Source organism: Acinetobacter sp. YH01020 (assembly GCF_013420275.1).
In the GTDB taxonomy this organism is placed as follows: domain Bacteria; phylum Pseudomonadota; class Gammaproteobacteria; order Pseudomonadales; family Moraxellaceae; genus Acinetobacter; species Acinetobacter amyesii.
This window is the reverse complement of sequence record NZ_VOYN01000056.1, coordinates 1-19,056: the sequence shown is the minus strand read 5'-3', so window position 1 is coordinate 19,056 and position 19,056 is coordinate 1. Positions and strand designations below refer to the sequence as shown.

Annotated in this window: 22 protein-coding genes and 1 rRNA gene; 15 read left to right on the top strand and 8 right to left on the bottom strand. The window is 40.9% G+C overall.

Translation table 11 applies throughout. The annotated features are described in order from the left end of the window. Positions 1-359 precede the first annotated feature (359 nt). A complete protein-coding gene (gene dusA / locus FTT85_RS15830; RefSeq protein ID WP_180183935.1) occupies positions 360-1,391 on the top strand; it encodes a tRNA dihydrouridine(20/20a) synthase DusA in 1,032 nt (343 codons plus the stop codon). 118 nt (positions 1,392-1,509) lie between these two features. Here the strand turns inward: dusA and FTT85_RS15825 are convergent, their stop codons facing one another. Together FTT85_RS15825 and coaBC are read right to left on the bottom strand one after the other, a co-directional pair. Then, positions 1,510-2,028: an Asp-tRNA(Asn)/Glu-tRNA(Gln) amidotransferase subunit GatC gene (locus FTT85_RS15825; RefSeq protein WP_180026766.1), complete on the bottom strand. Its 519-nt coding sequence runs from the start codon at positions 2,026-2,028 to the stop codon at positions 1,510-1,512. Between the two features lie 389 nt (positions 2,029-2,417). Further along, entirely contained in the window at positions 2,418-3,689 is a 1,272-nt protein-coding gene (gene coaBC / locus FTT85_RS15820; RefSeq protein WP_180128650.1) for a bifunctional phosphopantothenoylcysteine decarboxylase/phosphopantothenate--cysteine ligase CoaBC, read from the bottom strand. Between the two features lie 112 nt (positions 3,690-3,801). On the opposite strand from coaBC, the gene radC reads away from it, so the two are divergent. From radC to FTT85_RS15805, 3 genes are all read left to right on the top strand, one after another. Next, a complete protein-coding gene (radC, locus tag FTT85_RS15815) occupies positions 3,802-4,515 on the top strand; it encodes a DNA repair protein RadC (RefSeq protein ID WP_180183934.1) in 714 nt (237 codons plus the stop codon). A 63-nt stretch (positions 4,516-4,578) separates the two neighbouring features. Continuing rightward, complete coding sequence (locus tag FTT85_RS15810; protein ID WP_078191309.1) at positions 4,579-5,490, top strand: bestrophin family protein; 912 nt, start codon at positions 4,579-4,581, stop codon at positions 5,488-5,490. Between the two features lie 77 nt (positions 5,491-5,567). After that, positions 5,568-6,617, top strand: coding sequence for a hypothetical protein (locus FTT85_RS15805; protein WP_111885438.1), 1,050 nt, complete (start codon positions 5,568-5,570; stop codon positions 6,615-6,617). On the opposite strand, the gene FTT85_RS15800 is transcribed toward FTT85_RS15805, so the two are convergent. After that, positions 6,604-7,461 carry a PHP domain-containing protein gene (locus tag FTT85_RS15800; protein ID WP_180183933.1) on the bottom strand — a complete coding sequence of 286 codons (858 nt, stop codon included), beginning with the start codon at positions 7,459-7,461 and terminating at the stop codon, positions 6,604-6,606. The two genes, FTT85_RS15805 and FTT85_RS15800, sit on opposite strands and share 14 nt — an antisense overlap. A gap of 44 nt (positions 7,462-7,505) precedes the next feature. Here FTT85_RS15800 and FTT85_RS15795 point away from each other — a divergent pair, with 44 nt between their 5' ends. From FTT85_RS15795 to mnmC, 4 genes are read left to right on the top strand one after another with little or no spacing between them, the layout of a single operon-like run. Beyond that, positions 7,506-8,117 (top strand): inner membrane-spanning protein YciB, encoded by a 612-nt coding sequence (locus FTT85_RS15795; protein WP_078191311.1) that lies wholly within the window; start codon positions 7,506-7,508, stop codon positions 8,115-8,117. A gap of 28 nt (positions 8,118-8,145) precedes the next feature. Further along, complete coding sequence (locus tag FTT85_RS15790) at positions 8,146-8,448, top strand: YciI family protein (protein ID WP_111885436.1); 303 nt, start codon at positions 8,146-8,148, stop codon at positions 8,446-8,448. Between the two features lie 5 nt (positions 8,449-8,453). Beyond that, on the top strand, positions 8,454-8,969 hold the full coding sequence (locus FTT85_RS15785) for a hypothetical protein (protein WP_180183932.1): 516 nt from the start codon (positions 8,454-8,456) through the stop codon (positions 8,967-8,969). A gap of 37 nt (positions 8,970-9,006) precedes the next feature. Continuing rightward, on the top strand, positions 9,007-10,953 hold the full coding sequence (gene mnmC / locus FTT85_RS15780) for an FAD-dependent 5-carboxymethylaminomethyl-2-thiouridine(34) oxidoreductase MnmC (protein WP_180183931.1): 1,947 nt from the start codon (positions 9,007-9,009) through the stop codon (positions 10,951-10,953). Positions 10,954-10,997: 44 nt separating this feature from the next. Here mnmC and FTT85_RS15775 read toward each other — a convergent pair whose 3' ends face one another. Next, positions 10,998-11,312: a rhodanese-like domain-containing protein gene (locus FTT85_RS15775; protein ID WP_078191315.1), complete on the bottom strand. Its 315-nt coding sequence runs from the start codon at positions 11,310-11,312 to the stop codon at positions 10,998-11,000. Positions 11,313-11,404: 92 nt separating this feature from the next. Between FTT85_RS15775 and FTT85_RS15770 the strand changes: the two genes are divergently transcribed. The 3 genes from FTT85_RS15770 to FTT85_RS15760 all read left to right on the top strand — a co-directional run bounded on the left by FTT85_RS15770 (position 11,405) and on the right by FTT85_RS15760 (position 13,057). Further along, complete coding sequence (locus tag FTT85_RS15770) at positions 11,405-11,893, top strand: YajQ family cyclic di-GMP-binding protein (RefSeq protein WP_078194203.1); 489 nt, start codon at positions 11,405-11,407, stop codon at positions 11,891-11,893. Between the two features lie 27 nt (positions 11,894-11,920). Further along, positions 11,921-12,424: a DUF4442 domain-containing protein gene (locus FTT85_RS15765; RefSeq protein ID WP_180183930.1), complete on the top strand. Its 504-nt coding sequence runs from the start codon at positions 11,921-11,923 to the stop codon at positions 12,422-12,424. A 132-nt stretch (positions 12,425-12,556) separates the two neighbouring features. Then, positions 12,557-13,057 (top strand): ester cyclase, encoded by a 501-nt coding sequence (locus FTT85_RS15760; protein ID WP_180183929.1) that lies wholly within the window; start codon positions 12,557-12,559, stop codon positions 13,055-13,057. Positions 13,058-13,119: 62 nt separating this feature from the next. Here the strand turns inward: FTT85_RS15760 and FTT85_RS15755 are convergent, their stop codons facing one another. The 3 genes from FTT85_RS15755 to FTT85_RS15745 are packed head-to-tail and all read right to left on the bottom strand — an operon-like array spanning position 13,120 to position 14,889. Next, positions 13,120-13,539 carry an acyl-CoA thioesterase gene (locus tag FTT85_RS15755; RefSeq protein WP_078191328.1) on the bottom strand — a complete coding sequence of 140 codons (420 nt, stop codon included), beginning with the start codon at positions 13,537-13,539 and terminating at the stop codon, positions 13,120-13,122. Between the two features lie 21 nt (positions 13,540-13,560). Further along, positions 13,561-13,992, bottom strand: a complete 432-nt coding sequence (gene trxC / locus FTT85_RS15750; RefSeq protein WP_180183928.1) for a thioredoxin TrxC — start codon at positions 13,990-13,992, stop codon at positions 13,561-13,563. Further along, entirely contained in the window at positions 13,993-14,889 is an 897-nt protein-coding gene (locus FTT85_RS15745; RefSeq protein WP_180183927.1) for an alpha/beta hydrolase, read from the bottom strand. A 124-nt stretch (positions 14,890-15,013) separates the two neighbouring features. On the opposite strand from FTT85_RS15745, the gene FTT85_RS15740 reads away from it, so the two are divergent. The 4 genes from FTT85_RS15740 (at position 15,014) to FTT85_RS15725 (ending at position 18,624) form a co-directional block, all read left to right on the top strand. After that, complete coding sequence (locus FTT85_RS15740) at positions 15,014-15,349, top strand: TIGR01244 family sulfur transferase (protein ID WP_111885430.1); 336 nt, start codon at positions 15,014-15,016, stop codon at positions 15,347-15,349. Next, positions 15,342-15,764, top strand: coding sequence for a beta-lactamase hydrolase domain-containing protein (locus tag FTT85_RS15735; protein WP_180183926.1), 423 nt, complete (start codon positions 15,342-15,344; stop codon positions 15,762-15,764). Before FTT85_RS15740 ends, FTT85_RS15735 begins: the two co-directional genes overlap by 8 nt. A gap of 203 nt (positions 15,765-15,967) precedes the next feature. Further along, positions 15,968-17,167: a hypothetical protein gene (locus FTT85_RS15730; RefSeq protein ID WP_180183925.1), complete on the top strand. Its 1,200-nt coding sequence runs from the start codon at positions 15,968-15,970 to the stop codon at positions 17,165-17,167. 83 nt (positions 17,168-17,250) lie between these two features. Beyond that, on the top strand, positions 17,251-18,624 hold the full coding sequence (locus FTT85_RS15725) for a dihydrolipoyl dehydrogenase (protein ID WP_180183924.1): 1,374 nt from the start codon (positions 17,251-17,253) through the stop codon (positions 18,622-18,624). 125 nt (positions 18,625-18,749) lie between these two features. On the opposite strand, the gene rrf is transcribed toward FTT85_RS15725, so the two are convergent. After that, positions 18,750-18,864: ribosomal RNA gene (rrf, locus tag FTT85_RS15720) — 5S ribosomal RNA — on the bottom strand. Between the last annotated feature and the right edge of the window lie 192 nt (positions 18,865-19,056).

Genomic DNA, 19,056 nt, shown 5'->3' with positions numbered 1-19,056 from the left:
AAATGGCGATTCAGCGTTTAATTGGTTTTGGGAAAAAAGAAGAGTTTAAGGAAATTTTGGCAATTTTAAGAAAGCAGAATCCTGATAGGATAAGGGTTCTGTGAAATTTGTCGTGTACAGAGAAAATTATAGATTAATCACATAAAAATTTAAATTACTTAAGCCACACTTCCGACTTTTTCTAGCCTGACCTTGAATATGTCACGCTAGCAAGACCATGCCCCAAACCACAATTTATGCTAATATTGCGCGCGTCTTGAAATGCGGTTTTTTTCATCGTATTTCAGACAGCTTTTGGTATTTCTTCACCATTTTCCATTTCGTTCTTCCATCTTGTTCTTTTAAGGCGTGTTTTTTTAATGACTGATCTCCAACCCATTGAAAATAAACTTCAACCACGAATTAGTGTTGCGCCGATGATGGATTGGACGACTCGTGACTATCGTTTCTTTGCACGTTTGTTTAACCCTAATGTGATTCTCTACACCGAGATGGTCACCACAGGTGCGATTTTATTTGGTGGTGCGAATCGTCATTTGGACTATAACAACGAAGAACACCCGATTGTGTTACAGCTTGGCGGTTCAAATCCTAAAGATTTAGCAACTTGTACCAAGATGGCACAGGACTGGGGCTATGATGAAGTGAACCTCAATGTCGGCTGTCCGAGTGACCGCGTTCAGAACAATAAAATTGGTGCATGCTTGATGGCAGAGCCTGATTTGGTGGCTGAATGTATTGCTGAAATGCGAAATGCTGTTGATATTCCAGTGACCGTGAAACACCGCATCGGGATTGATGACATGCAGTCTTATGAAGAAATGCTGCATTTTGTCGATACCGTGGCAAAGACTGGCTGTGACAATTTTATCGTGCATGCCCGTATTGCCCTGCTGCAAGGTTTGTCGCCAAAAGAAAACCGTGATGTGCCACCTTTACGTTATGAAGATGTTTATCGTCTGAAACAAGAACGTCCAAATTTATTGATCGAAATTAATGGCGGAGTGAAAACCTTTGCTGAAACACAACAACATTTACAACATGTTGATGGCGTGATGATTGGCCGTGAGGCTTATCACAACCCATACTTATTGGCTGAGATCGGTCAGCTTTGGGATCTCGAATTACCTAACCGTTTCGATATTATCGAGCAGATGCTGCCATATATTGCTAAACGCATGGAAGAAGGTGCGCCGCTTTCTATCATTACCCGTCATATTTTAGGTTTATTCCAAAACCTACCAGGTGCTCGAAAATGGCGTCAGGCTTTAAGTGGTGGCAATGCCAAAACCTTTGCCGATGTGGAAAATGCCATCCAAAATATTAAAGATGCAATGCAACGTACAGAAGACTATTTACGTGATCATCCTAAAGTCGTTTTAGAAGATTAATCCTATAAAGTAAAAGCCCGCTATTTTGCGGGCTTTTTTATTCGTCATGCCTCACCAAGTACGTATTTGGCAACATCGTCACAACTCAGCTAAATCATCTAAACAGTCACATCATTGCTCAATGACTATTGACCGTAATGTTCCCCTTGGGAAAAGGCTCATCATAGCCAGTCCATTGATAATCTGATGGATCTTCTTCCTCACGCAAACCCACATAGCTCTCAGGCGCCGATGTAACAGGCTCAACCTCCTCGGTTGGCTGTTCCAATTCCTCAACCAAATGATTCAACTCTTGATCTAACTGCGCCTGATATTTTGCAATTTCAGCTTCGTCAATGAAGGCAAATTGTTCTTCATCTATTTTCCATGCATAACCTTGCAAATCTTTGTAAATATCGACCAAAACAGTATAAGGCTGACCATCGTATTGCAACGTCGCCTGAGCCTTAAAACTTAATCCCTTACGTTCTAATACTTTTATATTTTGAATCCGTAAATGGTACTGCCGATAATCTGGATTCTGATCAAACTCGTGCTGCATCTGCTGCTCAATCTGCCGAGATAATTCATCTGTCGAGACAAAATAACTACAACCAGCCAAACTCAACAGTAAAAAAATGGTGAGCCATCGAAACATATTGCATCCCCCATGATGCATTTATTCTTGATGAAAAAGTCAGACCGATCACAGATTCCGATCCAAACATTCCTCATTGTTTGCTTCATAATAGCCAATAAAACACACAGTACAAGCCAAATTATCAAGATTTCTCAATTTTATATTTAATTTTGATATCAATCACTTAAATTGCATTTTTACTGTTTTAAAACACTGACAGCCTTGGTCTCTTGCTGACATATTTTTGTTGAAAATGACCATTTTGGTAGTAGTTTCCTAACCTTCATATTTTCAACATGAAAACGATTCCATTGTGAATTTTCAATATAAATCCTGAAATAAAACATCGTAAAGGCGCCATAAAAAATCCCCGAATATTGCGGGGATTTTTAAGGAATCAACTGAAATTATTCATCGTCCATTTCAGGCTCATGATGTAGCGCATCATGTATGGCTTCCACCAATTGCTGTGCAATTTCTTGTTTTGACGCCTTCTCTAAATCACGCTTTTCCATTTGATATTGATCGGCGAAGAACACGGTCATGGCATTTTCGTCTGAAGCAAAGCCAATGTCTTTACGTGAGACATCATTGCACGCAATCATATCGAGTTTTTTCGCCACAAGTTTGCCTGCAGCATACTCTTCGACATTGCGTGTCTCGGCGGCAAATCCCACCATAAATGGACGTTTTGACTGCTGCGCAATCGTTGCAACGATATCTGGATTTTTAATTAAAGCCACATTGAGTTCATCGCCAGCTTTTTTGATTTTATGCTCTGCAACTTCTGCCACGCGATAATCCGCAACGGCTGCTGTTGCAATAAAAATATCACAGCCTTCATCTAACATTTGCAGACTGGTCTCTAACATTTTAATTGCAGACTGCACATTAATCCGTCGTACACCATTTGGTGTATCTAAACTGACGGGTCCTGCGATCAGCGTCACTTTAGCCCCAGCTGCATAACAAGCCGCTGCCAGTGCAAACCCCATTTTACCTGTACTGTGGTTGGAAATATAACGAACAGGATCTATCGACTCACGTGTAGGACCTGCTGTAATCGCCACATGTTTGCCTGCAAGCATGCCAAATTTTTCAGCAATAGCTCGCTGTGCTTGATGAAAATAGGCCGTCACTTGATTCGCTAAATCTTCAGGCTCAGGCATACGCCCTAAGCCCACATCACCACAGGCTTGAGAACCGGCATCGGGCATGATCACATGTACGCCATCTTCAACCAGTGTATTTAAATTACGCTGTGTCGCTTTGGCTGCCCACATTTGCTGATTCATCGCAGGGGCAACCCAGACGGGTGCTTTTGTTGCAAGATAAAGTGTCGAAAGTAGGTCATCTGCTAAACCCGCCGCAAATTTTGCCAGCGTGTCGCAACTTGCAGGAGCAACCAATACCAAATCAGCCCAACGTGCCAATTCAATATGCCCCATGCCCGCTTCTGCTTCGGGATTGAGTAATTCGGTATGTACAGGGTTGCCTGAAAGCGCCTGAAACGTTAGCGGGGTCACAAAGGCTTGCGCACCTTGAGTCATCACCACGCGCACATCAAATCCGGCATCTTTTAACCGACGGACAAGAATGGCACTTTTATAGGCTGCGATACCACCAGTGACACCTAAAAGAATATTTTTTGTGGGCATTACACTTAAATCAAAGCTCACGAACAGGCTACCTATCTGTTGCAGTGGCGCTCACAATAGCATTAAATATGCACTGACCCAACAATCTGCTGCGAAAAAGCCGATTGACTGATAATAAAAAAGTCTAAGAATAATGAATAATTCAATTAAAAATTGGCCTGAACAAGAGCGTCCACGTGAGCGCCTGATTCAACAAGGCGCACAAAGTTTATCCGATGCTGAGCTACTGGCTATCTTCCTACGCTCAGGTTCCCAGCAGCACTCTGCTGTCGAACTCGCACGAGTCTTGATCCAACACTTTGGTCAGTTGCAAGCGCTGATGGATGCGTCACTTGAGGATTTACGCCAGTTTCATGGCATCGGAAATAGTAAATATGCGCAGCTCATGGCGGTAAAAGAACTCGGTAAACGCTATGTGAGTCAGCATTTTCAAAATGAAGCCTTACACTTGCAACATTCTGAACAATTGCAAAACTTTCTTCGCTTTGAATTTTTATCGGAACGTCAAGAAGTCTTTGGCGTGCTCTGTCTAGATGCGCATTTAAGAAAAATAAACTTTAAAAAACTTTTTTATGGCAGCCTCAATACCTGTGAAATTTCCATCAATCAACTGCTGCGTTATGTCATTTCTGAACACGCCAGCAGTATTGTCATTGCACATAATCATCCTTTCGGTCGTGCAGAACCTTCTGCTGCCGATCTTGAATTGACTCGACTCATTCAGCAGGCTTGTCAGCTGGTGGAAATTCGACTGATCGATCATTGCATTATCTCAACAGAAGGGAGTTTTTCCTTTGCTGAACATGGCTTGCTCCAAGCACACTCATCTGCATCAAACAGTTATTGACAAGTGCTTGAGCAAACCCGAAGATCATCATAATTTTTTAAAACTAGAAATTATCATTCGAACATGATCGTCCGTGACCAACCGAGTATTTTTAAACTGCTATTTTCTTGGCGAGGAACGATTTTACCTAAGGTTTTACCACCGCTCGGGATCGTTATGTTGCTGTCTGCCATTGTGGGCGGCTTATCCTATGTCGATATCTTCCATTTTACCGAATTTCCTTTGGTCGGCTTTACCCTAATCGGTGTTGTGCTGTCGATTTTCTTAGGCTTTAAAAACTCAGCCTGCTATGACCGTTGGTGGGAAGCTCGGCGTTTATGGGGCATTTTGATTGCCAACGCGCGACATTTTGACCGTGACTGCCGTTTACTCAGTCAAGGTCGTCGTGAACGTGTGATCCAACATGTGATTGTGTTTGCCAATGTTTTGCGTGACCGACTCCGCCATCAAACCGCCAACCCCACTGAACTAGTTGAAACCAGCGGCATGAGCGCGAATGCCATCACTCAGTTATACCAACAAGCCAATGCACCGCAGTACACGTTGAGTTTGATTCAATGGGAGCTGATGCAGGCGCTCAAAGATGGTGAAATTTCAGATATTATTTATACCCAGATGAATCAGCATGTGATGGAACTCAGTACCGTACAAACCGGCTGTGACCGTATTGCCACTACGCCATTACCGTTTGCTTATTCGGTCTTGCTGAATCGAACCGTTTATTTTTTCTGTTTTGTCTTACCTTTTAGCTTGGGGTCTACTTTAGGCCTTGCGACCCCCCTTTTGGTCGGGATTTTGGCCTATACCTTTTTAGGCTTAGATGCGCTGAGTTCTGAGATTGAAGAGCCCTTTGGTACACAAAGTAATGACCTTCCATTGGACTCGATGGTGCGTACTATTGAAATTGAACTTCTTGGAACTTTAGGAAAACCCACCCCACCACCGATTCAAGCTAAAGATCATAATTTATTATAATTGGTATGCGTTTCGCCTGAATGCACGGATCGCATTCAGATCCATGATCCATACAACACCCATAATAAGGAAAAATCATGAAAATAAAAAAACGGATTTTCACTTATAAGCCACAACCGATTCTGCATCCTTGCAAAGCGCTTGCTGTGATTTTCATGTTCGTTGTGTTGCTGTTTAGCATCGCATTACTCCTAGCATGGCAAGGCATATTATTCACATCATGGCAAAGCAATTGGCAATTCTTATTCCTGATGAGTGCTCTATTTGTCATCAGTATATTTCGTGACAAATCGCAAAGAATCAAATTTCCATTTTGGATTCAACAGCATTTGATTGATCCCAAATTGGCTTTGGATTTAAAAGAACACGCCTTACGCAGTTCAGATGCTGTGATTGTGGATTATCGAGAGGTCCGTGAACATTGGTGGCAAGGCAAACAGCAACAATTGCTCTTAAAGCTCAATGAACTTGAAGAGGCGAAATGGTTTAGCGTCGATCTCCATCAAGTCTTTGCGAGTACTTTGTTTTTAAACATTCATGTGCAATTGAATTCTGCCCTCATTGGGCAACAGATTTGGGTGCATTATTTGGCACGTACGCGCACCATCGTGCAGTTATATGCGCATGATCAGCTTGATGATTTTCATCAAATGAAAAACTACTTTGCCATGCCCTATACGGGGAATATCTATTTTGAGCAGATTCCAACACGGCTTACGTTGGATTTACCTTATTTATCGGAAATTCATGCCGTTCGTGAAGAAGATCAACCCGGTTATCTCCTCAAACTGAAAACCAGTTATGGGCAGAGCTATCGTATCAGTTCACAGGCACGGCATTTTGATAAACTCGAATTGGCACTCTCAAGCGCCATTGATTTTATTCCTTATCGCAATTTTAAACATCAACCTACCATGCAATCTGCCTTGCTGACCAAGAGGCATCCTCAACGCGTGACAAGTCTACTGTTGTGCATAATCGCCATCAGTGTTTTTATCATCGCGTTTTTGTTCAAGGCATGGTTCTGGGCATGCGTTGCCGTGGGCTGCCTCTATCTGCTTTACCGTAACATTCAGCATTATCGAACTTCACCGTTTATCGAAGATCCTGATGTCAATGTGACTTAAAACTGTCCCAGATTCCAACTTGCCCCTCTTTCACTCGAGGAATATTGCCGAGTTTAATCCACGGCATATTGTCACCATGAAAATCACTGCCAACAGAAACTTTTAAGTTAAAGGCAGCAATCATACGATCTACCATTTGACGAGTCGATAATGGCTCAATTGCCGGTGGTAATTCCACTGCATCACCGCCCGCTTCAGCAAAGATTTCAATCAAATAACGAATATTGGTCGCAGATAAATCATAACGCGTCGGATGCGCCAACACTGCAAAGCCACCACTGGCATGAATCACCTCAATGGTTTCAGCAAGACTCGGACCTTCAAATTTTACAAAGGCTTTTTTGCCTTCTTTAATATATTTATCAAAAGCTTGTTGTGAACGTGAAACCACACCCTTTTCCACCAAAGTTTTGGCAATATGGGTACGTGTTACCCGATCTGGAATATGGTCGACCTTGGCAATCACATCGCTATAAATATCTTGACCGATTAACGGTATCAGTAAGTCACAAATCTGCCGAGCACGTTCCGCTCGAATACGCTTTTGATCCATCAATAAGGCTTGTAAAGGCGCAGGATTTTGCATATTTAAAGCGACGATATGCACACCATAACTTTTTTTGGTCGCAGGTCTCGACCACTGGCTGGAAATCTCCACGCCAGAGATTAATTGCAGCTTTAATTCATGCGCGACCTGCTCTGCTGCCAACAATCCGTCCATCGTATCGTGATCAGTCAAAGCCAGCGTATGAATTCCAATAGCACTTGCGGCCTGCACCAAAGCCTCTGGTGACAAAGTACCATCAGAAATATTACTGTGTGTATGTAAATCTACGCCTTGCATCTCTATACTATGTCATTTATTTGATCAGATTTAGATACTCTAACATGAAAGCACTTTTAGACTTTGTGCCACTCATTATTTTCTTTTATTTATATAAAACTGTAGATCCAAAAGATACGCAGCACCCATTATTACAATTAATTGGTTCTGCTGGGGGTGTCGATAACAATAACATTCTTGTGGCAACATCAGGTCTCATCATTTCCATGCTTGTGGTTTATGGTGCATTGTTTGTGATGCAAAAATTCCGTCTAGATAAACAACAATGGATTGTGTTGTTCATGACCGTGATTTTTGGTGGTATTACCCTGATGCTAAGCGATGATTTTTATATTCGGTTAAAAGCCGTTTTACTAAACTTAGTGTTTGCTGGGGCGTTTTTACTTTCTCCACTGTTTAGTAAAGATAAGAAACCACTCATCGAACGTTTATTTGGTCCAGTCTTAAATTTAACCGCTGTCGGTTGGAAACGATTGAACTATGCATGGGCTGCAATGTTCGTGGTGATGTCATGTTTACACACCTTTTTCGCTTATTTGTTTGCAGACGGAAAATATTGGGGTGAATTCACTGCTTTTGGTGACATGATCGTGATGTTTTCCTTTATCATTATTCAGTTTATTGTATTACGTAAATACTTTAAGACCTCAGAATAATCCATTCGGTCAAAAATCAGGAAAAGTCATGCCATTATTCGTCGTAAGCTGTACAGATAATGAAGGTACAGTAGAAAAGCGCCTTGCAGTTCGCCCTCAACATCTTGAACGTCTACAAAAACTTGATGATGAAGGTCGTCTGATTGTTGCAGGTGCGATGCCTAAAGATCCGGCAAACCCACAAGCTGGTTTTTATGGCAGTACGATCATTGTCGATTTTGATAGTCGTGAAGACTTAGACCAATGGTTGGCAGATGAACCTTTCCTCAAAGAAGGGGTTTATGGCCAAATTGATGTCAAACCATTTAACAAAGCATTTCCTAAAGGATAAGGTTCATGCGCGTCGTTGTTTCTAGTTTACTGGGCTTATCTTTCATTTGTTCAACTGCATGGGCTGAAGAACCGGTACCTGCACCTACTGTAGCCCCTGCTGCTCAAGCAACGACTGCAACACCTCCTCCCAATCCTGTGCCGCATACCATTCCTGCCAATAAACCGGGCATCATTAAAGTGGCGGCAACCGTCAATCCCAATGGTCAACCTCAAGATGCAAATCCATTGACCATTGAGCAATTGGCAAAAAATAAAGCGCTACAAGATGCCAAAGTCAAAGCAATGATCAAAGACCAATCTGTACGCTTACAACAGTTAGAAAAAGCTAACCTTGAAGCCTTGGCGCAAAACCAAGAATTACAACTTAAAAATGATAGCTTGGGCGTACAAGTACAAGTGCTGCAAAGTGAACGTAGCGCGCAGATGTTTTTATACGGCGGGACCACACTCGGTGTTGGCGTGATTTTAGGTTTTTTATTGGCCAGTTACGTCTATACCAAACGTCGTCGTCAATGGTAATTCGTTTTTCTACTTCAATTTAAAGGTTGCTTGAGTTTTGTCAGGTGCAATTCAGACTGCCGATCTCGATTGGCAAATGATCGATGGCATTGATATACCAGTGTCTAAACAGTTTGGTGATGTATATTTTTCGAAGGACAATGGCCTACTCGAAACACGTCATGTGTTTTTAAAAGGGAATGACCTCGACACTCGCCTCTCGGCTCTGACTGATTTTGAATATTTCAGCGTCGGTGAAACAGGTTTTGGTACAGGATTAAATATTTTGGCCCTGTGGCAATTATGGCAACAGGTTCGTCCAGATAATCACAGTCATCTGCATGCTATTTCTGTAGAAAAATTCCCTTTATCTAAAGTAGACCTCATTCGTGCATTAAATGCATGGCCTGAATTACAACCTTTGGCACAGCAACTGATTGCGCAATATCCTGAACCTATTGCGGGATGTCATCGACTCAATTTTCCAGAAGAACGTTTTTCAATTGATCTTTGGTTAGGCGATGCACACGACGTTTTTCCGGTCGTGGCAAAAACTGCTACGGTCAATGCATGGTTCTTGGACGGTTTTGCACCCGCCTGTAATCCTGACATGTGGGAAGAAAACGTACTCAAAAATATCGTACGTCTATCGGACATTGGGACGACCTTCGCCTCATTTAGTGTGGCAGGTGTACTCAAACGCGGCTTACGTGAACATGGCATTACCATTACACGACCACGAGGCTTTGCACATAAACGTGAAATGCTCAAAGCCTTTTGGCTCGCACCTGAAAGTTCAGATGATCAATCTGAAGTTGCTGACATACCCTCTTTAGACGAAAAAAAAAATTCTGAAATCACTGTAGGTCATAAGCCCCGTCAAATCGCGATTATTGGCGCTGGCATAGCTGGTTTGAGCTGTGCTTGGGCATTTGCTCAACGCGGGCATCAAGTGCGTATTTACGAGAAATCAGCACCACTCAGCGGTGGATCGGGTAATCCTCTTGCCCTACTCAACCCTAAACTCTGTCCAATTGAACAAAGTGCTGAACATTTGATGACCTTGAGCTGGTTATATGCACTCAAGCATTATCAAAACTTCAAGGCATTTCGTCCCTTACAGATTCACCAATCTATTTTAAAAAATAAAGCAGAACACCTTGATTTAGCTCAAAGTTATCCTTCAGAGGTATTAGCTGCTGAAGAAGGCACGCTAAATCAATTAGCCTCAACATATCCAACCCTGCTCCTCAAACAAGCAGGCGCAGTCAGTCCACATCAGCTTCGTGACCAAATCTTGGCACATCCACACATTGAATTGTTACAAGCAGATATTCAACGCATTGAGCAACAACAAAATGGCGTTGCGCTATTTACACAGGATCAGCAGCTTCCATCTGCCGAGCATGTCATTCTCTGTGCGGCACGTGACAGTATGCAGCTACAAACAGATTATCCAGAGCTGCGTGCCATTCGTGGACAAGTCAGTTGGTTGAACAACCCCGCTCAACAAATGGATATGCATACAGCCTATAGTTATGGGGGCTATTGTATGCAACTGGATGCCGAACAAATGATTATGGGCGCGTCATTTTATCCCGGCCGTGATGACACCGACGTTCTCACAGAAGATCATGTGCATAACTATGAACTTATCCACAGTGTATTCCCCGACTTTGCCAAAACCTTAGCACCGATTGAGCAATGGCAAGGACGTGCCGCAATTCGCGCACAGACAAAAGACTTTTTCCCGGTAATTGGTGCAGTCCATGAAGATCAGCACATTTATAGCTGTAGTGGACTCGGTTCTAAAGGTTTCCTGTATGCCCCGCTCTGTAGTGAAATCATTGCCGCGTTGGTCTTAAAAGAAGCCTGCCCTATTCCAACACAGCTACTCGATAAAATTCATGCAGCACGTTTTATACGCCGCACCAAAGCGAAACAAAAAACCAAGAAGCCTTATTTTCAAGGTCAGGTGCCCTCAGCACCACCTCAAGAAAAATAACGCGCAGTAAAAAAGCGCCTTTCGGCGCTTTTTTTGATTCGATCTTATTTCCCTTGTTCCAAAGGAAGACCGGCATCACGAGCAGCACGCGTGCCGCCCATTAAGATTACATATTCACGTGAGCTGTCAAAACCCTCTAATAACTCTGCTGCACGTGGAGCTTTACTTCCGCCACCACATAAAATGTAAATGGGTTGATCCGTTGACACCTGAGTCAGTGCATCTGATGACAAAGCGGTGATCGGTTGGTTAACCGCACCTTTCACATGTGCCTCAGCATAAGCACTTGCATCGCGAACATCCCAGATAATCGAGTCTTCTGGGAACTCAAATGTTGTAATTTCTTGTTTACGGATCATTGCACACTCCTTTTGATGTAAACAACACTTGGCAAATGAAGAAAACATCCCTAGCATCTCAGATATTCTTTCCCTTTGTAAAGGTCTAATCTATGCCTTCTTTTGATATTGTTTCCGAATTAGAAGTTTTTGAAGTAAATCATGCAGTTCAAAACACGCAAAAAGAAATTGCGACGCGTTTTGACTTCCGTGGTCAAGACGTTTCAATTGAGTTAAATGAGAAAAATAAGGAAATCAAAATCTCAACTGAAAGCGATTTCCAATGTGAGCAAGTGTATACCATGCTCGAAAATCATTTCTTCAAACGTAAAGTTGACATTCAAGCACTCGATCCACAAAAAATGACCGCTTCTGGTAAAAACGTCATTCAAGTGATCAAACTAAAAGACGGTCTTGACTCTGATACTGCAAAAAAAATCAATAAAGCCATTAAAGAAAGCGGCATTAAAGTGCAATCTTCTATTCAAGGCGACAAAATTCGTGTGACTGACAAGAAGCGTGACACTTTGCAACAAGTGATGGCGTTCTTAAAAGAGCAACAGTTTGGTGTGCCGCTTCAATTTAACAACTTTAAAGATTAAGGCAGTACAACTGCCATTGAGGTCAATATGGCACGTCCAAATCGTCTAAATAAACTGGTCAAAGCAAGCTCTAAATTACCCAAAGGTATTCAAAGTCGTTTGCTCAGTCGAGCTTTTGGTCGTGTCGTACCCATGGTTGGAACAGCTAAAATCCAGTATAAACATGTCAGCCCTGAGCGTGTTGAGGTGAGCATCGCCAATCATAAGGCGATGCAAAACCATATCGGGCAAGTACATGCCTGTGCCATGGCGCTGATCGCAGAAACAGCCACAGGTTTTGTCACAGCAATGAACGTTCCAGACAGTGCCATTGTCCTGATTAAAAGCTTCAAAGTTGATTTTAAACGTCCAACCCAAGGTGGGATGAAAGCGATTGCAATGCTTACACCCGAACAGCAACGACAAATGCAAAGCACAGAAAAAGGTGAAACCTTCGTACAGGTCTTAGTCACCGATGAATCTGGTGAAGCACCCATTCAATGCGAAATGCTTTGGGCGTGGGTGGCAAAATCCGCTCTGAAAAATAAATAAATGTAAATAAAACTTACTTTTAGGTAAGTATAAGTTTTACCAAATTTCAGCAAAATCAAGACTGTTTTTTACTATTTATACGCCCTAATTCCGCTCAATATGCTTGCACGACACAAATATATTGAGCACTTTATGAAAAAAATCATTCCCCTTTCATTCATCAGCATGGCGGTGTTTTTAACTGCATGTCAAAGTACTATTCCTGCAACGCCAACGACTCCAAATCAAACGGCTGATAGCAATATTCAAACCAGCCAAGCAGCGGAAAATAAGAAAATCGTGATTGATTTTTATGAAGGCGTTTTTCTTAAACATCAGGTTAAAGCATATGCTGACCGATATATTGGCAATCAATATATTCAACATAATCCGAATGTACCTGATGGCAAGGCGCCATTTGTCGATTACTTCACCCAGTATTTTAAACAAAATCCTGAAGCAAAAAACCAGATCAAACGTGCTGCTGCCGAAGGTGATTTGGTCTATTTACATGTGCACTCTACGCAAAATAAGCAAGACCGTGGAGAAGCCATTATTGATATCTTCCGTGTTGAAAATGGTAAGATCGTCGAACATTGGGATGTGCAACAAAGCATTCCTGAAACCAGTGCCAATTCAAACACGATGTTCTAATTTCTTGGTCACTATTCATAAAAAAGCCACTCGATTGAGCGGCTTTTTTTGTCTTACTTTAATTAAGCTTGATCTGCAGCAAATTTAGCTTTTGCATCCGCAGGAATTTGACGCTTAGCACCTTTCACATCGACAGCGACAAATGTAAACACACCCTCGGTTACACGAATTGGATCTCGTGAGCTGTCATGACTATCCCAAACTTCAATCTGCATTTGGATAGAGGTATTACCCACTTTTAAAATTTTGGTATATACACTGATGACATCCCCGACTTTCACTGGAACGAGGAAGGTCATTTGGTTAATTGAAATCGTTGCACAGCGTCCTTGACTGAAACGCTCTGCGTGAATTGCACCGGCCAAGTCCATTTGTGACACGATCCAACCACCGAAAACATCACCACTCCAGTTGGTGTCTGCAGGCATCGCGATGGTTTGTAGGGAAAGCGTTCCTTCAGGTTTTACATGAGTTTCTGACACTTTAGCTCCTGGCGCTGACATTTATTGAGGTAGATTTAACTGCTGATTGAGCCATTGTTGCAACTCACCAGCACGCATTGCACCGCTTATTCTAGCAATTTCGTTGGTTTTATTCATTAAAACCAGTGTAGGAATACTACGAACATTAAATGCACCGCTCAACCGAGGGTTTGCTTCGGTATCAATTTTGGCAAAAACCACCTTCGGATTTGATTTTGCAACTTGTTCAAAGTGTGGTGCCATCATCTTACATGGTCCACACCATTCAGCCCATAAATCGATCAGCACAGGTAAATCACTATTGCTAATAAAATTTGCAAAGTTCTTTTCATTCAACTCGATGGGCGCCAATGGAATCAATGCTTGATGACATTGACCACATGCAGGTCCAACTTCGAGTTTTTCTTCAGGCACACGGTTTTTTGCACCACATTCAGGACACACAACGATCATTTAGCTGACTCCAACATGTTGATGTAAAAATTCTAATTGGGTTGCCATGGCTTTTTCAAACCATTGCCCGTGATAAATATCAAAATGTTGCATTTCCCACTCATAATACTGCACATACGGTGCAATATTGGTCGCAGTTTCACGGCTTGATTCAATGGGAATCAAACTATCTTCTTTGGCTGCAATAAAAAGTACTGGTATACTAATTTTACGTACATCTAATATTGGGCGATAACGGATTAGCTTAAAAAAGGCCCGAGCCGGAATTTCGCCACTCCAATAAAAATCAGGATTTACAATCGATAAGTAGCCCGCATAACTGTCTTCAGACTGTAAAAAACACAATCGATGTGGATGAACTACAGGTAAAGTCGTTGGGCTCATCCCAACTTTAGAACCCATATAGTCCTGACTCGATAATTTTAACGCTTTGGGTAATTGCTGTAAGGGATACAATTTTGCACTTTCAGCACCGTCGACAAATGGAACTTGTACCATCACCGCTTTAATATTTTTAAGCTCTGCCGCTAAACTGAGTACATAGCCACCACTTAGCGATGTTCCCCATAATACAATGCGTCTCGAATCAATCGATTTACGCTGCTGTAAATGATTGATCATGGTCCGCCAATCTTCAAGTTGAGCTTTAAGATTCACCAACTCTCTCGGACGCCCTGTGCTGCCCCCCCAATAGCGATAATCAAACAACACGACAGCATAGCCCGCTTGTACAAAGCGCTTGGCATATTGCACTAATTTAAATTGGCGTAATGCCGCCAAACCATGCGCCATGAGAATGACTGCAGGTTTTTCAATAGATTTTGGACGATAAAAGTCAGCAGCTATAACATCTTGTCCGCTTTTGACATACAGTGGTTCGACTGTATAGGCGTGCATACGCGCTCCATTGCGTTATTTTATGGTTGTAATCGCTTATAAAAATTTAAGAACATTCTGCTCAAGTTTGTGCTTAATGCTATCATAAAGCATAAATCTATGAATTAAATTATGGAGTGACTCAATGAGCGAAAATGTTGGTTTTGCAGGTCAAATCGGCCCAGAACATGTAGCGCAAGTGGTTGAAAAAGGCTTTAAATCGATTATCAATAACCGCCCTGACATGGAAGGTGGTCCTGAGCAACCAACCAGTGCTCAAATTGAAGAAGCAGCTCGTACCGCTGGTTTAGATTATGTTCATCAACCGGTTGTTGCGGGTCAAATTTCTGAGCTAGATGTCCGTAACTTTGCTAATCATTTTAATGAATTGCCAAAGCCAGTGCTCATGTTCTGCCGTACAGGTAACCGTTCAAATAACCTATATCAACTAGCAAAACAGATGGATCTTTTGGATGACTAAGGCTTTCATTCAAAAAGCTTTATTGATCGCAACATGCATCTTTTCGGCACCCACATTTGCTGATAATAACAGTCAGCCCTTAAATGCAAATTTAAGTGTCTCTGGACAAATGACCACAGATAAGTTTTCAAGTTTACTCAAACAACTTAAATTTAAATCTGTAATTGTGAATCGACCAGATAGTGAGGCGGGCAATGAAGTGACTGTTTTACAGTTAAGAGGGATTGCTGAAAAGTCTCATGTGAGTGTTGTGTATCAACCTGTGCAAAGCGGTAAAATTTCTCAAACAGACGTGAAAGAATTTGCCAAATATTATAATGAGCTACCTAAACCCATTTTGATGATTTGTCGCAGCGGCTCTCGTTCGACATCTCTTTTCAATCAAGCTCAAGCTCAAGGTTTGCTCAATGACTAAATTCATGTTTGCAGTTTTATTTACAACGTTGTTGCTAACAGGATGTAATTCTATGAATGTACGTCCAACCGTTGGTGTAAGTGTCGGGACTGCACTATAAAATGACGAATATAAAGATGGCGCTATTTGCGCCATTTTTTATGTGTGGTATCTTTACGCAATATAACTTTTTCTATACATAAATAACTATTTTGGGGTAATTCATGAAATTCGTTCAAGGGACACTTGTACTTACTTTAGCAACGATACTTACAGCTTGTGGTGGTGGCGGTAGTGATGGATATTTTAATAACGAAGGAACAGATTCTTCTAATCAAAACAATAACAATGGCGGTACAACAACTCCAACTGAAACAGCAAAAGCACAGTTAGATATTCTAAAACGTGAAGGGCAATATTTATTCGGTAATTATGATCCTAACGATGCATCAACAGCAAAAGGCTATATTGATCATTCAATGGATACATTTGCACAAGGCCCATTACAATTAAGTTTAGATATTAGAAAAATAAACTTAAACTCATATAAAAATACTTATCACTACAGAGATAAATGTTTCTATTTAAGTAAAACTGACTATAGAGCATGTTATGTTTTTATTGGCGAAGATATTAAAAATATCTTACCGGGTTATGACAACTGGGATTTCGATATTACAGCTAATGATCTAAAAAACATCAAATTACAACATGATGAAGTGACACCAAACTTAGAAGAATATGAATCCAATACTCGCATTTACGTATTTGAAAATGAAAATGGAGATAAAAATTTCCATGATGTAACAATTACTGGTGCATTTGCTTATCCATTTCAACAGTCTTGGGGAATACAACAAACTCAACAAAAAAGGTTTGTTTTAATAAATGGCAATACAAGCGACTATAAAATTACAACAACTGCAATAGTTACGGATCCAGAAACTGGTGATGATATTGAACGTGAAGTAACAACAGGTGCTATCAGTATTTACAAAGATCTCTCTTCTCTCGATGGAGATTTATACAATATTCAATCTGGATCAGGATTTAATGTATTAATTAACGATAACCCAAATATTCCTTTTGCAGAACCAATTTCATTCGTATTAAACTCAACACCAGGTACCACAAGTTCAGCAAGTTATCGTGTGAAAGCTTCAGGTGAACAAGAACTAATTTTACCTAGCATCACAACAATCGATGGGACTCGAGTTGAGAATGAAGCCTCTAGTTTAAATAGCCAGACATTTACTGGAAGCATTAAATTAACAGGGACGAACATTTTGAAATTTAAACAAGCTACAAGTGGCAGTCTTAGTTTTGAACATGCTATTAATGGAATAACATTCAAAGGTTCATCTACTAATAATGCAGGAACTGTAAGTACAAGTTTAACATTACCTTCTGGTATTAAATTTTAAGTGTAAAAAAATGCAATTAAACCCTCTATACTGAGGGTTTTTTTATATATTAGATCTAAACTCATGAAATGAAGCATATCCAAATGTACGACATCATCATTATCGGTGCAGGAACAGCAGGCATTTCAGCCTATAAAGAAGCAATTAAAAAAACACAAAATCTTCTTATCATTAATGATGGGCCTTGGGATACTACCTGTGCACGCGTTGGTTGTATGCCAAGTAAAATACTTATCTCTACTGCCAATCGTATGTACGAAATAAGACATGCAGATAATTTAGGACTAGATGTCAAAAGTGAAATTGATACCTCTAGCGTCATGCAACATGTTCAAACCTTACGTAATCGTTTTACACGAGCCACGTTAAAAGATGTTGAAAGTTGGCCAAGCCAGCATAAAATTTCAGGTAAAGCTGAATTTATTGATTCAAATACCATTCAAGTAAATAACCAAACATTTAAAGCTAAGTCATTTATCCTTGCTGTAGGTACAACTCCTGCTATAGATGCTGAACAAAAAAAAATATTAGGCGATAAATTAATTACATCAGATCAGATATTTGAATTAGAACAACTCCCTAAATCAGTCGCAGTTATTGGAAGTGGCGTCATCGCTTTGGAATTAGCGCAGGCTTTAACACGCCTCAATGTAAACACCACAGTTTTTGCACGTAGTCGAAAAATTGGCTCACTGAGTAGCCCTATATTGCAAAAGCTCGCACAGGAAGAATTAAGTAAAGAGTTAAAGCTAAAGTTTGAAATTTTACCTGAACATTATTCTATTGAAGGAGATCTAGTTCATTTAACCTATACTGAAGAAAACGTACAGAAGACACTACAAGTTGACTATGTATTAGCTGCAACTGGCAGACGTACATTATTAAATACCTTAAGTTTAGAACGTATAAGTGCCGAATTTAAAGATTTAAAAAATTTGCCAATCAATCCAGATACAAAGCAGCTAGCCGATTATCCAATTTTTATCGTCGGTGATGCACATACCAATACCCCTATCCAACACAAAGCTGCTCATGAAGGTAAGTTTGCAGTACAAAACTGTTTAAACTTTCCACAAATTCAATCTATCAAGACACTAACACCTCTAGGCATCTTATTTTCTACACCACAAATGGCAACCATTGGGCAAAGCTATAAACAACTACAAGATAAAAACACAAATTTCGTAACTGGTTCCGTTTCTTATGAAAAACAAGGTCGTGCGATTGTTGCTGCTAAAAATAAAGGGGCTGCCGAAGTATATGTAGATACAATTAGCCATAAGCTCTTAGGAGCTGAGCTATTCTGTGCAGAAGCCGAACATTTGGCACATTTATTAGCTTGGATGATTTCAGAAGAACTAAGCATACATGAAATTTTGGATAAACCTTTCTATCATCCAACTTTAGAAGAAGGGTTAAGAACAGCATTAAAGCATGCACGACGTCAGTTAAGATAATTTTATCGTTCTATGTAAACTTATAGCGTTGGATATCCAGCACTAAATTTTTCGTGTCTCCTTTCCTTTTTCTCCACACATAAAAAACACCCCCAATGTTTAAGTTGGGGGTGTTTTGAATAATGAGCTAGCGATGACTTACTCTCACATGGGTAACCCCACACTACCATCAGCGCTAAGAGGTTTCACTTCTGAGTTCGGGAAGGGATCAGGTGGTTCACTCTTGCTATTGTCGCCAGCACAACTGTTATGGATACTTGCTTAGTCTAATCTCAGAGCAGTGCTCTTCGTGCTAAGTTTTCTACCAAATGAGTTATTAACAGATCATATCTGAGTTCTTGCGAGTAGAACTAAGCAGTGCTTAATTATACTCTCATTTGTTCTTAAGCGTTAACTAAATCAAGTTTGATTGATTATAAGTGAATCAATTGA